11 protein-coding genes are annotated in these 13,418 nt (G+C 73.7%); 4 read left to right on the forward strand and 7 right to left on the reverse strand.

Features of this window, described 5'->3' with window-relative positions; genetic code table 11:
• Positions 1–133 precede the first annotated feature (133 nt).
• Positions 134–3,607 carry a methionine synthase gene (gene metH, locus ACIRPH_RS11330; protein WP_402912566.1) on the reverse strand — a complete coding sequence of 1,158 codons (3,474 nt, stop codon included), beginning with the start codon at positions 3,605–3,607 and terminating at the stop codon, positions 134–136.
• Positions 3,608–3,888: 281 nt separating this feature from the next.
• On the opposite strand from metH, the gene ACIRPH_RS11335 reads away from it, so the two are divergent.
• Positions 3,889–4,728, forward strand: a complete 840-nt coding sequence (locus tag ACIRPH_RS11335) for a PAC2 family protein (protein ID WP_402912569.1) — start codon at positions 3,889–3,891, stop codon at positions 4,726–4,728.
• A 72-nt stretch (positions 4,729–4,800) separates the two neighbouring features.
• Here the strand turns inward: ACIRPH_RS11335 and ACIRPH_RS11340 are convergent, their stop codons facing one another.
• Positions 4,801–5,211 carry an ABATE domain-containing protein gene (locus ACIRPH_RS11340; RefSeq protein ID WP_402912572.1) on the reverse strand — a complete coding sequence of 137 codons (411 nt, stop codon included), beginning with the start codon at positions 5,209–5,211 and terminating at the stop codon, positions 4,801–4,803.
• Between the two features lie 176 nt (positions 5,212–5,387).
• On the reverse strand, positions 5,388–6,584 hold the full coding sequence (locus ACIRPH_RS11345; RefSeq protein ID WP_402912575.1) for a hypothetical protein: 1,197 nt from the start codon (positions 6,582–6,584) through the stop codon (positions 5,388–5,390).
• A 119-nt stretch (positions 6,585–6,703) separates the two neighbouring features.
• Between ACIRPH_RS11345 and ACIRPH_RS11350 the strand changes: the two genes are divergently transcribed.
• Positions 6,704–7,225, forward strand: a complete 522-nt coding sequence (locus ACIRPH_RS11350; protein ID WP_402912577.1) for a nitroreductase family deazaflavin-dependent oxidoreductase — start codon at positions 6,704–6,706, stop codon at positions 7,223–7,225.
• A 135-nt stretch (positions 7,226–7,360) separates the two neighbouring features.
• Here ACIRPH_RS11350 and mshC read toward each other — a convergent pair whose 3' ends face one another.
• The 4 genes from mshC to ACIRPH_RS11370 form a co-directional block, all read right to left on the reverse strand.
• Positions 7,361–8,584, reverse strand: a complete 1,224-nt coding sequence (gene mshC, locus ACIRPH_RS11355; protein ID WP_402912580.1) for a cysteine--1-D-myo-inosityl 2-amino-2-deoxy-alpha-D-glucopyranoside ligase — start codon at positions 8,582–8,584, stop codon at positions 7,361–7,363.
• 117 nt (positions 8,585–8,701) lie between these two features.
• Positions 8,702–8,884, reverse strand: coding sequence for a hypothetical protein (locus tag ACIRPH_RS11360; protein ID WP_267945258.1), 183 nt, complete (start codon positions 8,882–8,884; stop codon positions 8,702–8,704).
• A 302-nt stretch (positions 8,885–9,186) separates the two neighbouring features.
• Positions 9,187–10,044 (reverse strand): helix-turn-helix domain-containing GNAT family N-acetyltransferase, encoded by an 858-nt coding sequence (locus ACIRPH_RS11365; protein ID WP_402912584.1) that lies wholly within the window; start codon positions 10,042–10,044, stop codon positions 9,187–9,189.
• Between the two features lie 545 nt (positions 10,045–10,589).
• Positions 10,590–10,793, reverse strand: a complete 204-nt coding sequence (locus ACIRPH_RS11370) for a hypothetical protein (protein WP_402912587.1) — start codon at positions 10,791–10,793, stop codon at positions 10,590–10,592.
• Between the two features lie 515 nt (positions 10,794–11,308).
• Between ACIRPH_RS11370 and ACIRPH_RS11375 the strand changes: the two genes are divergently transcribed.
• Entirely contained in the window at positions 11,309–12,106 is a 798-nt protein-coding gene (locus ACIRPH_RS11375) for a siderophore-interacting protein (RefSeq protein ID WP_402912590.1), read from the forward strand.
• Positions 12,107–12,425: 319 nt separating this feature from the next.
• The gene (locus ACIRPH_RS11380; protein ID WP_402912593.1) at positions 12,426–13,289 is read left to right on the forward strand and encodes a family 16 glycosylhydrolase; all 864 of its coding nucleotides are present in this window, start codon (positions 12,426–12,428) and stop codon (positions 13,287–13,289) included.
• Positions 13,290–13,418 lie beyond the last annotated feature (129 nt).

A 13,418-nucleotide genomic window follows, 5' to 3' on the forward strand; every position in this document is an offset into this window, starting at 1 on the left:
GGCGCCCGCGCGCGGCCCCCCCCCCCCCACCCCCCCGCGGGGGGGGGGGCGGCGCGCGCCGCCCCACAGGCCGGGCCGGGGGGGCGGGGGGGGCCCCCCCCCCCGGGGGGGGGGGGGGGGCCCCGCGTCCGGCTCAGACGTTGAAGTACGTCGCCTCCGGGTGGTGGATGACGATCGCGTCGGTGGCCTGCTCCGGCACCAGCTGGAACTCCTCCGACAGGCTCACGCCCACCCGCTCGGGCTCCAGCAGGCGCACGATCTTGGCCCGGTCCTCCAGGTCGGGGCACGCCCCGTAGCCCAGGGAGAACCGGGCGCCCCGGTAACCGAGCTTGAAGAACGCGTCCAGCTCCGCCGGGTCCTCCCCCGCGAAGCCCAGCTCGGCGCGGATCCGCGTGTGCCAGTACTCGGCGAGCGCCTCGGTGAGCTGCACCGACAGCCCGTGCAGCTCCAGGTAGTCGCGGTAGGCGTTCTTCTCGAACAGCTCCGCGGTGGCGCGGCTGATCGCCGCCCCCACGGTCACCACCTGGAAGGACACCACGTCCAGCTCCCCCGACTCCTTGGGCCGGAAGAAGTCGGACAGGCACAGGTGGCGGTCGCGGCGCTGGCGCGGGAACGTGAAGCGCGTGCGCTCCGTGACCCCGTCGTCGTCCAGGACCACCAGGTCGTCGCCCTCGCTGTAGCAGGGGTAGTGGCCGTGCACCACGGCCGCCTCCAGCAGGCCGTCCGTCTGGATGCGGTCGAGCCACATCCGCATGCGCGGGCGGCCCTCGGTCTCCACCAGCTCCTCGTAGGAGGGCCCCTCGCCGCCGCGGGCGGCCTTGAGGCCCCACTGGCCCATGAAGGTGGCCCGCTCGTCCAGGAACGCGGAGTACTCGGCCAGCGGGATGCCCTTGCTGATCCGGTCCCCCCAGAACGGCGGGGTGGGCACCGCGTTGGTGGTCGACACGTCGCTGCGCGCGGGCATCTCCTCGGGCTCGGTGACCTTGAGCCTGGCCCCCGTCTTGACGCGGCGCTGGCGCAGGGCCGGCAGCGCGGCGCCCTCCTCGCCGCGCTTGACCGCCATGAACGCGTCCATCAGGCGCAGGCCCTCGAAGGCGTCCTTGGCGTAGCGCACCTCGCCGTCGAAGGTCTCGGCCAGGTCCTGCTCCACGTAGGAGCGGGTCAGCGCCGCGCCGCCGAGGAGGACGGGGAAGCGCTCCGAGATGCCCCGGGAGTTCATCTCCTCCAGGTTCTCGCGCATGATCACCGTGGACTTGACCAGGAGCCCGGACATGCCGATGACGTCGGCACGCTCGGTCTCGGCCGCCTCCAGGATCGCCGAGACGGGCTGCTTGATGCCGATGTTGACGACGTCGTAGCCGTTGTTGGACAGGATGATGTCGACGAGGTTCTTGCCGATGTCGTGGACGTCGCCCTTGACGGTGGCCAGGACGATGCGGCCCTTGCCGTCGTCGTCGGTCTTCTCCATGTGCGGTTCGAGGAAGGCGACCGCCTTCTTCATGACCTCGGCGGACTTGAGGACGAACGGGAGCTGCATCTGGCCGGAGCCGAACAGCTCGCCGACGGTCTTCATGCCGGACAGGAGCGTCTCGTTGACGATGGTCAGGGCCGGCTTGGACCGGAGCGCCTCCTCCAGGTCGGCCTCGATGCCGGTGAGCTCCCCGTCGATGATGCGGCGCTCCAGCCGCTCCCACAGGGGCAGCGCGGCCAGCTCCTCCGCGCGGGAGGCGCGCATGGACTTGGCGTCCACGCCCTGGAACATGTCCATGAACGCGGAGAGCGGGTCGTAGTCGCCCTCGCGCCGGTCGTAGACGAGGTCGAGCGCGACCTTGCGCTGCTCCTCGGGGATCTGGTTGATCGGCACGATCTTGGAGGCGTGCACGATGGCCGAGTCGAGCCCCGCCTGGACCGCCTCGTGCAGGAACACCGAGTTCAGCACGATGCGGGCGGCCGGGTTGAGGCCGAAGGAGAGGTTGGACAGGCCCAGGGTGGTCTGCACCTCGGGGTAGCGGCGCTTGAGCTCGCGGATCGCGTCGAGCGTCTCGATGCCGTCGCGGCGCGTCTCCTCCTGCCCGGTGGTGATCGGGAAGGTGAGGCAGTCGATGACGATGTCGCCGGTGCGCAGGCCCCAGTCGCCGGTGATCTCGTCGATGAGCCGGCCGGCGACCCGGACCTTCCACTCGGCGGTGCGGGCCTGGCCCTCCTCGTCGATGCACAGGCCGACCACGGCGGCGCCGTGCTCCTTGACCAGCTCCATGATGCGGGTGAAGCGGGAGTCGGGGCCGTCGCCGTCCTCGTAGTTGACGGAGTTGACGACCGCCCGGCCGCCCAGGGACTCCAGCCCGGCCTCCAGGACGGGGGGCTCGGTGGAGTCCAGCATGATCGGCAGGGTGGAGGAGGTGGCGAAGCGGGAGGCCAGCTCGCGCATGTCGCTGACCCCGTCACGGCCCACGTAGTCGATGTTGAGGTCGAGCAGGTGGGCGCCGTCGCGGATCTGGTCGCGCGCCATCTCCACGCAGTCGTCCCAGCGGCCCTCCAGCATCGCCTCGCGGAACTTCTTGGACCCGTTGGCGTTGGTGCGCTCGCCGACCGCCAGGTAGCTGGCGTCCTGCCGGAAGGGCACGCTCTGGTAGAGCGAGGAGGCCGAGGCCTCCACGAACGGCTTGCGGTCCTTGATGCCGCGCCCCTGGACGCGCTCCACGACCTGGCGCAGGTGCTCGGGGGTGGTGCCGCAGCAGCCGCCGGCCAGGCTGAGCCCGAACTCGGAGGTGAACGTGTCGTGGGCGTCGGCCAGCTCCGCCGGGGAGAGCGGGTAGACCGCACCGTTGGCGCCCAGCTCGGGCAGGCCCGCGTTGGGCATGCAGGAGATGGGGATGCGCGAGTGGTGCGAGAGGTAGCGCAGGTGCTCGCTCATCTCGGCGGGGCCGGTGGCGCAGTTGAGGCCGATGACGTCGATGCCCAGGGGTTCGAGGGAGGTCAGCGCGGCGCCGATCTCCGATCCGAGCAGCATGGTGCCCGTGGTCTCGATGGTGACCTGGGCGATGATCGGGATGTCCTTGCCCAGGGCCTTGCGGGCGCGCTGGGCCGCCACCACGGCGGCCTTGACCTGAAGCAGGTCCTGGCAGGTCTCGATGAGGATGGCGTCGGCGCCACCGTCGATGAGGCCCCGGTGGCACTGCTCGTAGTAGTCCCTCAGGAGGGCGTAGGGGGCGTGGCCCAGGGTCGGCAGCTTGGTGCCGGGGCCCACGGAGCCGAGGACGTAGCGGGGTTGGTCGGGGGTGGAGTAGGCGTCGGCGGCCTCTCGGGCCACCCGTGCTCCGGCCTCCGCGATCTCGTAGGTCCTCTCCTCGATGCCGTACTCGGCCAGACCCGAGAAGTTGGCGGAGAAGGTGTTCGTCTCGATCGCGTCGGAACCCACGGCAAGAAAGGCGGCATGGGTGTCGCGGACGATGTCGGGACGGGTGAGGTTGAGGATGTCGTTGCAACCCTCGTGGCCCTCGAACTGGTCGAGGTCGAGATCGTGAGCCTGGAGCATGGTGCCCATAGCTCCGTCCGCCACGAGGACGCGTCGGGACAGTGCTTCACGGAAGGTGAGGCGAGCTCTCATGTTCAGCAACTCTATGTAAGAGCACCGGGGCGGCCCAGTTCTGTCCCCGTGATGCGTGGCACTGGGTCGACCCGCGGCGCGGGGCGGGTCGGGCGTCCGGGGACAGCTGCGTCCGTTTCAGTCGCTGTCCCCGAGGCTACCCCATGGGCCGTTTCAGCACGTGAGACAGGTGTCCCACCTCGTGTGCGCCGGGCCCTGCGGGCGGAGTCCGTATAACGGTTTCCCGGGTGGGGCGGCACCCCATAGGGTGGACTCCGTCCACGTGCAGGAAGGGGCCACCGATGATCAAGCTCGCCCGGGAGCTTGTCGAGCCTGTCATGGTGGCGGCGTTCGAGGGTTGGAACGACGCAGGGGAGGCCGCGAGCCTCGCCGTGGAACACCTGTCCAAGGAGTGGGGCGCGTACGAGCTGTGCGCCCTGGCGCCGGACGACTACTACGACTTCCAGGTGACGCGTCCGCGCATGTCCGTGGTGGAGGGCGTGGTCGGCGAGGTCGAGTGGCCGACGACGCGGGTCCAGGTGGCCTCTCCGCCCGGGGCCGGGCGCGACGTGGTACTGGTCACCGGCCCCGAGCCGAACATGCGGTGGCGCTCGTACGCGGCCGACCTTCTGGCGATCGCGCGGGAGCTGGGCGTCACCCGCGTGGTGATGCTGGGCTCGCTGCTGGCGGACGCCCCGCACACGCGGCCGATCCCGGTGACCGGGATGGCCACGCCGGTGGACCTGGGCACCGACCTGGGACTGGAGCCGACCACCTACTCGGGGCCGACGGGGATCCTGGGCGTCGCGCACGAGACGTTCAGCTCCGTGGGCATGGAGACGGTGTCGCTGTGGGCGGCCATCCCCCACTACGTGGCCCAGCCGCCGTGCCCGAAGGCCACCCTGGCGCTGCTCGCGTGGGTGGAGGACTTCCTGGGCGTCCAGGTCCCCCTGGGCTCGCTGCCCGAGGAGACGGTGACGTGGGAGGCCAACGTCAACGAGCTGACCGCGGAGGACGAGGACATCGCGTCCTACGTGCGCGGCCTGGAGGAGGCCAAGGACACCGCCGAGCTCCCCGAGGCCTCGGGCGACGCGATCGCCCGGGACTTCGAGCGCTACCTGCGCCGCCGCGACGACGGCTGACCTCCGGGCCGGGGCCCGCGGGCCCCGGCCCCGGTCGACCTCCGCCGGGGCCCGCCCTTGCCCGGGGCCCGGTCACACCCGCAGGCCGCGCCACTCCCCCGTGGCCAGGACCGCGGCCCAGGCCCCGGCGATGCGGGCCAGGCCGCGCCGCACCTCGTCCACGACGGCGGGGGCCAGCTGTCCCCCGGTGTCGCGGGCGGGCTCCAGCCGCACGGTGACCCGCAGGCCGTCCAGGACCTTCTGCCCCCGCGCGATCGCCTCGGTGTCCGGTTCGGCGTCCCGGTCCAGGACGGCCCGGATCCCGTCGCGCAGGGCGATGGCCTCGTCGAGGTCGGCGAGGGTGATGGGGATGGCCCCCTCGGTGGCCAGGTGGTGCCGTCGGAGGAACCGCGCGAGGTCGGCCCGGTCCGTCAGGTGACCACCGGTGGAGACGAAGTCCGCGATGAGTTCGGCGGCCGCGCTGCGCCGCGTGGGGGTAGTCATGGGGGTTATCCCACCACGCCCGGAGCCCTGATACGGGTGTTTGGCCGAGGTCGTGGCCACAGGTGGTCACCCTGCACGCGCATATCGAGACGAAGAGGAACAAATCCCCTCCGAAAGTTTCCGGAAGCGGACGGGTCCAGGCGGGCCGGCCCCGCACCCGGCGTCCGCCCCCGTGTTCAGACCCCGGCCAGGGCGCTGATCCCGACGCGGTCCTCCGGCAGGCCCAGCCCCTTGAGGTGGACCCGGAAGCCGGCGATCCTGCCCTCCCACAGGGCGTCGTTGTCGAGCAGGGCCGCCAGGTAGGCGCGCTGGACCGCGGTGAGGTCCCGGTCCGCTCCGTCCTCCCCCGCCGCGGGGAACGCCACCCGCAGGAGCGGGCCGAGGTCCTGGGCGCCGACGTGCGTGGAGGACAGCGGCACCATCGCGCGCAGCACCGGCAGCAGCCGTTCGGCGTCGCCGGGGTCCGCCCGCTCGGCGAGCGCCCGGGCCAGGGTGAAACGGACGTGGCCGGGGAAGTACGCCGGACGCCTCCCGAACCAGGCGTCCGCCGCGGCCGGGTCGGCCAGCGCGGCGGCCAGCTCGTCGGTGGCGGCCGGGTTGCCGGCCTGAGAGGGGGCCAGGGCGGCGCAGGCACGGATCGCCGGGTCGGCGTGGGCGAGGAACTCGGTGGTGTCCCGCCCGGCCTGTCCCAGAGCGAGGACGATCACCGCGCCCTCGTCGCGGGACTCGGCCATGTCGGCCGCGCCGGACAGGTCCGGGTCGAACCCTCCCAGGCGGGCGGCGGCCGTCGCGGCCTCCACCGCGTGCATACGCGTCGCCGGATCGGGGTGGGTGAGGTGGGGGTGGACCGCCTCGTACAGGACGGGGGCGGCGGCGCGCATGTCCGGGCCGACCCGGTACATGAGGGCGTCCATCGCCGGGTCCTCCCAGACCTCGGCGTCCTCGGCGGCGTCCGGGGCGTTCAGCGCCGCGTACACGCGGTCGAGGTCGGCTTCGGAGGGCGGTTCGGGCGGCGCCTGCTCCCCGGGGGCGGGGCAGTGCAGCGCGCTCTCGGCGACCGAGGCGAGGAAACCCAGCAGGAGCTGCCGCAGGGGCGCGGACCCGCCGGAGACGGTGAACGGCGTCGTGGCCGCGGCCGCGAGCGCGGGACGGTCCAGGATCCCGGCCACGAACAGCGCCGCAGGGACGGTCGCGGAGTACACGGTCCCCTGGTGGAGGATCGCGCTGTACAGGTAGCCCAGCGCCCGCTCGCTCCCGCCGGGGTCGCCGGTGAGCAGGGGCGCCAGGTGGTCGGGGGCGTCGGCGCCGGAACCGTAGGCGTGGAAGGTACGGGTCCAGTCGGTGTCGCGGAGTACGTCCGGTCCTGTCTGCATGTCCGGGATTGTGGCACCGCCCTCGGACGGTTCGCGGGCGTGGCGGCGGCGGGACGGGGCGGCGCCGTCGCTACACTCGGGGCCCCCGTGCCCGGGACCGTACCCAGGAAGGCCACGCCATGCCGTTCGCCCAACCGCCCACCACGCCCCTGAGCCGGGCCCTGTTCCGCGCGCCGATCTGGATCTACCGGTTGGGGCTGGGCGGGGCCCTCGGAGGCCGGTTCGTGCTGCTGACGCACAGGGGCCGCACGACGGGGGAGGCCCGCCAGGCGGTGCTGGAGGTGGTGGGACGCAACGACACCACGGGGGCGGTGCTGATCGCCTCCGGCTACGGCCGGCGCTCCCAGTGGTTCCGCAACATCGTCGCGGAGCCGCGTGTGCTGTTCCAGGTGGGCGGGCGCCGCCACCGGGGCACGGCCACCGTGCTCTCCCCGCAGGAGTCCGGCGAGGCGCTGGCGCACTACGCGGAGCGCCACCCCGAGGCCGCGGTGGCGCTGATGCGGGGGCTGGGGCACGACGTGGACGGCGGCCCGGAGTCCTTCGCGAGGGTGGGGGCCGATCCGGAGAACGGCATCCCGGTGGTGCGGCTGAGCCCCGACGACCCGCCCCGGTCGCCCTACCCGGACTTCTCGGCGCCCTGACCGGGCGCCTCCGGCAGCCCCGTGTCCCGGCGGGCCCGGGCCCGTCGGGGGCGCGGCGCCGCCTGCGCGCGACGCGGGCGCCCTCCCTGCGGCGGACGGGGCCCGCGGCCGGGGTCGGGCCCCGGCCGGGGCGCCCTACAGGGCGACGCCCAGGAGGGTGTCGACCGTGGCCCGGACCAGGGCGGGGGCCCCGGTGTCCGTGCCGCCCGCGGTGAGGGCGGTGTCGGCCCAGGCGTCCACGGCGGCCAGCGCGCCGGACGAGTCCAGGTCGTTCGCGAGGGCCGCGCGCACGGCCGCCAGCACGGGAGCGGCGTCCGGTCCCGCGCCCAGGGCGAGGGCCGCGCGCCAGCGTGAGGCGCGCTCGGTGGCGGCGGGGAGTTCCACGTCGGTCCACTCCCACGGGGAGCGGTAGTGGTGCGTGAGCATGGCCAGGCGGATGACGGCCGGTTCGACGCCCTGCTCGCGCAGCTTGGACACGAACACGAGGTTGCCCAGGGACTTGGACATCTTCTCGCCGTTCAGGCCGACCATGCCGACGTGCAGGTGGTGCTGGGCGTTGGGACCGCCCGTCGTGGCGCGGGTCTCGGCCGCGCCCATCTCGTGGTGCGGGAAGATCAGGTCGCTGCCGCCGCCGTTGAGGTCGAAGTTCGGGCCGAGCCTGTCCAGGGCGATGGCGCTGCACTCGATGTGCCAGCCGGGACGGCCGCGGCCGAGCGGGCTCTCCCAGGCGGGTTCGCCAGGGCGTTCGGCGCGCCACAGCAGCCAGTCGAGCGGGTCCTTCTTGCCGTCCCGCCCGGGGTCGCCGCCGCGCTGGCCGAACACCTCCAGCATCTCTTCGCGGCTCATGTGGCTGATCTCGCCGAAGTGCTCGGCCTCGGCCATGGAGAAGTACAGGTCGCCGTCGATCTCGTAGGCGGCGCCCGTGCTCCGGATGCGTGCGGCGAGCTCGCTGATGAGGTCGACGGACTCCACGACCCCGACGTAGGAGGTCGGGGGGATGATCCGCAGCGCGGCCATGTCGTCCCGGAACACGTCGATCTCGCGGTGGGCGAGGTCGCGCCAGTCCACGCCCAGCGCCTCGGCCCGCTCCAGGAGCGGGTCGTCGATGTCGGTGGTGTTCTGCACGTAGTCGACGTCGTGGCCGGCGTCGCGCCAGACCCGGTTGACCAGGTCGAAGGTGAGGTACGTGAAGGCGTGTCCGAGGTGGGCGGCGTCGTAGGGGGTGATCCCGCAGGCGTACATCCCCGCCCGGGGCCCCGGCGTCGTCGTCTCTATCCGTCCGGTGGTGGTGTCGTGGATACGGAGGGGGCCGCCGGTACCCGGCAGGGGGACGATGTCAGGCGCAGACCATGAACGCATACCCGGAAGACTATCCGCACGGCCGTGCGGCGAACGCCCGGGGACGGGCGCGGGCGGTGGGTGACGATCTTCCCAGTACAGGCGGGAATAGTGCCGCGGCCGGGGCGCCGGCCCGCGCTAGGCGGCGATGCCGCGGTGGCCCCTGCCGATGAGGAGCGCGCCGGACACCGCGGCCGCGGCGCACACCGCCGCGAGGCCCTCGTTGCCCAGCCGCCAGTGCAGCAGCGCACCGCTCACCGAGACCACGTAGAGGAGCCAGTACGCTCCGCTCTCCACCAGGTTGCCGTGACGGCCCTCCATGCTTCCCCCTACCTCGTACGCGTGGCTCCCACGCGCTTGACGGCGCGAGCACCGTCTCTCTCAGAGACGCCGTGGTCACACAGGGGGTTGACAGATCTTTCCCACCAACAATGTGACGGTGGTTATGGAGACGGCCGAACCCCTGCCACCAGGGAGGAGGGGGCGGGGGCCGCCCCGGGGGCGGTGGGGAGCATGATCACCGTGTGGCTGGAGTGATCGGCTCCGCGGGCGGACCCCGTCGTCCCGAAGGCCGCCCGCGCTCCCGCGGCGGCGCCCCGCGCGCCCCGGCCCGGCCCGCCCCGTCACCCGGCCCGGTCGCCCTCCGGCCTCCGCCGTTCGAGGAGGACGGTGTCGCGCCAGGCGCCGTGGTGGCGGGCGATGCGCTCGCGCACCCCGACGGTGCGGAAGCCCGCCCGGCGGTGCAGGGCCAGGCTCGCCCGGTTCTCGGGGAAGACCGAGGCCTGCAGGGTCCACAGGCCCGCGGCGTCGGCCTCGGTGACCTGCCGGTACAGCAGCGCCTTGCCCACGCCCCGGCCGCGGGCGCCCTCGGCGACGCACACCGACGTCTCGGCCACCCCGGCGTAGGCCTCTCGGGCGGAGATCGGCGAGGCGGCGGCCCAGCCCACCACGGCCCCGTCGGTCTCGGCCACCCAGCGGTGCCCCGGGAGCCACCTGGCCCTCAGGTCCTCGACGGCGGGGGCCTCGGTCTCGACGGTGGCGTCGCCGGTGGCGACGCCCTCGGCGTAGATACGGTGCACCTCGGCCAGGTCGGCGTCGGCCATGGCGCGGGTGGCGGTGTCGGCGGGCAGGTCGGCGGGGCAGCAGGGGCGGGCGTCGAGCATGCCCATGGCGGCGTCGGCGGCGTGGGGCAGGCCGGTGCGGCAGGCGGGGTCGACGGCGACCCGGGCGGAGGCCCCCACCCCGGTCAGGGTCACGAACCCGGCGTCGGCGAGTGTGCGCAGGTGGCGCGAGACGGTGGGCCGGCGCATGTCCGCCATCTCGGCGAGCCGGCCGACGCCGACCGGGCCAGGGGTCGCGGCGATGGCGTGGAGCAGTCGGACGCGCACGGGTTCGGCCAGGCAGGCGAACCAGGCGGCGTAGGTCTCGGCTTCGGACTGGGGCAGCGCGGGTGCGGCGCGCTGGGGCCGGGTCACGGTCATACCCCGCATCATCGACCACGATCTATGACTGCCTCCATGGATGGACATCGACAGAGCCCCGCTTCACGGACGACAGCCGGTGGAAGAGGTGCGCCACGGACGGGGCACGTCCCGTCGTGGCGAGCGGCGCCGGGGAGGAGTAGTCCCTGGCCCGCTAGGTCGTGGACGCCTCCGGCGCCTGGAACGCGCCCGCCCCGAGGGAGGCGGCGGAGCGCGGGACCGGGTGAGGGCTCCGAGGCCGCGCAACCGCGCCAGGGCGTCCCCGACCCGGCCGGCCCCGCGATCCGGGTGCGTCCCGCGGGAGGTTCGGACAGGGCGGGGTAGGGAGGCGGCGGAGCGCGGGGCGGGCGTGGGCTGCCGCCCGCCCCGCCCGGTGCCTCGACCGCCCGGGGGCGGTCGGAGGGCGGGCGGGGGTCGGAAGGGGCCGGTGTGGGCGCGGACGTGCGGGGAGCCCGCGCGACCCACCGGTCGGGACCGCGCGACGCAGGTCGCGGACGGTCCGGCGCTCCGGTCCGGGGATTCCGTGCGGCCGGAGGCCGCCGCGGTCAGGGCCTGGCGGCGGCGGCCAGTTCCAGGTGCTCCAGTTCGTCGGTCACGCGCACGAGGTCGGGGTCGCCCTCGGGGCCGAACTCGACGATCTCCGCCTGGACGGCGCGCAGGCGCCAGCGGGCGCGGGAGGTGTCGCGGGAGGCGGCTCGCGCGAACCGGTCGGAGACGGGGTGGGCCTGGTGGGGTGCGGTGGCGCTCATGGAATGGTCCTTTGAGGTGGGTCGGTGTTCAGGAAAGCCCCGGGTTCACGGTTCGACACGGTTTGTCGTGCCCCGGTTCACCGAGTACACGGTCCCGCGCCGCGCCTATGACGCGGTTTCGGAATCCTTTCGCCGCCCTCGCGGACGACGCATCGGCCCGGAGATCTCTCCGGCCCCTCCAACACCGTTTTCCGGCAACTCTTGCTCTCTCCCTCCCCTTCTGGCACTCCCCTATGCCCCCGGCACCCCGGTTCCTGCCGCCGGAGCCGTTCAGCCCGACCGGCCCGGACATCGCCGCAGGCCGGAGCGGGGAGGTTTCGTCCGACCAGCGCGGACGCGGTGGTTCCGGCCGTCCAGGGACCGCGGGAACGCGTGGCCGCTTCCGCTGGGGGCGGCGGGCCCCGCGCCGGGACAAAAATATTGGGTAGGCTAACCTAACTTCTTCCTGGTCTGTCCGAGGTCGCCCGGCCCCGGCGGCCTCCGCCCCTCCCCGCCCCCGCCGAGAAGAGAACGCCATGCGCATCCAGCACCCCGAACGCCGCGCGATGCTCCGCGCGCGCGTCGTCCGCGTCCGCCCCACCGGGCCGAACTTCGTCACCGTGACCTTCGGCGGCGACGGGCTGGCGGAGTTCGACTTCCTCGGCCTGGACCAGTGCGTCCGGCTCTTCCTCCCCCGGGCCGGACAGGGGGCCCTGCGCATGCCCACGGCCGCGCACAGCGGCTGGATCGCCCAGTACTACCTGATCCCCCTCGCCGAACGGCCGCACATCCGCAACTACACCGCCAGGCGGTTCGACGCCGGGAGGCGGGAGCTGGACATCGAGTTCGTCACCCACGGGGACGGCGGCCCGACCTCCGCGTGGGCGTCAGCGGCCGCGCCCGGCGACGAGGTCGGTCTGTTCGCGGAGGGGTGCTGCTACCTGCCGCCGGAGAACGCGGACTGGCACCTGCTCGTGGGGGACGAGAGCGCGGTCCCCGCGCTGCTGTCCATCGTCGAGCAGGCCCCCGCCGACCTGCGGGCCGAGGTCTTCCTCGAGGTGCCCGAGGAGGGGGACGTCCGGGAGACGTCGGCCCCCGAGGGCATCCGCGTCCACTGGCTGCCCCGGGACGGGGCGTCGACGGTGCCCGGGGCGCTCGCCCTGGAGACGGTCCTGGCCGCGGAGCTCCCCCCGGGGACGCCCTACTGCTTCGTGGCCGGGGAGCGGGGCCTGCCCACCGGCCTGCGCCGCGCCCTGGTGCGCGAGCGCGGGGTCCCCAGGGCGAACGTCTCCTTCGTCGGCTACTGGCGCCACGGGGCGGCGGCCTACAAGTAGGGGACCGGCGGGAAGGGACGTGCGGGAGGGGCGCGGGACGGGGGGACGGCGGACGGCCGCCGGGGCCCGAGCGAAGCGGGAGGCAGCGGGGGCGGCGGGCGCCCCGGGTCGGAGCCGCTCCGCCGGGTTCGGGCAGGAGCGGGGCTCACACCCCTTGCACACCAAGGTGACTAAACGTACAGTAACTTTACAATCCACCGGGTCACGCGGCGACCACGCTGGGTCGCCTCCCGCCGTGACCTCCCAGGGGCCGCGTCCGACGGCCCGACTCCGCCCGCTGACCGCCCCGCCCAGGCGGGGCCTCCCCCCGGAGCAGACCATGCGCACCGAGCGCTCCCCCCGCACGTTCCTCGCACCCGTGGCCACGGCGGCACTCACCCTGCTGGCCCTCCTCTCCCCCGGCGCCGCCTCCGCGTCCACCGCACCCGCCTCCGCGGCGCCCGCCTCCGACACGGTGGACAGCCAGGCCGCCCTGGTGTGGTCCGACGAGTTCAACGGCCCGGCGGGCAGCGCGCCCAACCCGGCCAACTGGAACCACGAGACCGGAAACCACGGCTGGGGCAACAACGAGCTGCAGAACTACACGAACAGCCGCAACAACTCCGCCCTCGACGGCAACGGCAACCTCGTCATCACGGCGCGCCAGGAGGCGAACGGCTCCTACACGTCGGCCCGCATGACCACCCAGGGCAAGGTCCAGCCGCAGTACGGACGCATCGAGGCCCGTATCCAGATCCCCCGGGGCCAGGGCATCTGGCCCGCGTTCTGGATGCTGGGCGGCAGCTTCCCGGGCACGCCGTGGCCCAACTCCGGCGAGATCGACATCATGGAGAACATCGGCCGCGAACCCCACCTGGTCCACGGCTCCCTCCACGGCCCCGGATACTCGGGCGGCAACCCGCTGACCGGCTCCTACATGCACCCGCAGGGATGGTCGTTCGCCGACACGTTCCACACGTTCGCCGTGGACTGGCGGCCCGGCTCGGTCACCTGGTCGGTGAACGGCAACGCCTACCAGACCTACACCTCCGCCGACACGCGCGGAAACCCCTGGGTCTACGACCAGCAGTTCTTCATGATCCTCAACGTCGCCGTCGGCGGCAACTGGCCCGGCTACCCCGACGGCAGCACCCAGTTCCCGCAGCGGATGGTCGTCGACTACGTGCGCGTCTACTCGCTCTGAACCGGCGCACGCCGCTCTCGACCGGCGCACGGACACGACGCCGCCGCCCACCGGGCCTTCCCCACCCGGTGGGCGGCGGCGTCGGCTGCGCCAGGGCACCGGACAGCGGCGGGGGCATGGCGTGGGCGG

Source organism: Nocardiopsis sp. NPDC101807, from assembly GCF_044766605.1.
GTDB classification, from domain to species: Bacteria; Actinomycetota; Actinomycetes; order Streptosporangiales; family Streptosporangiaceae; genus Nocardiopsis; species Nocardiopsis tropica.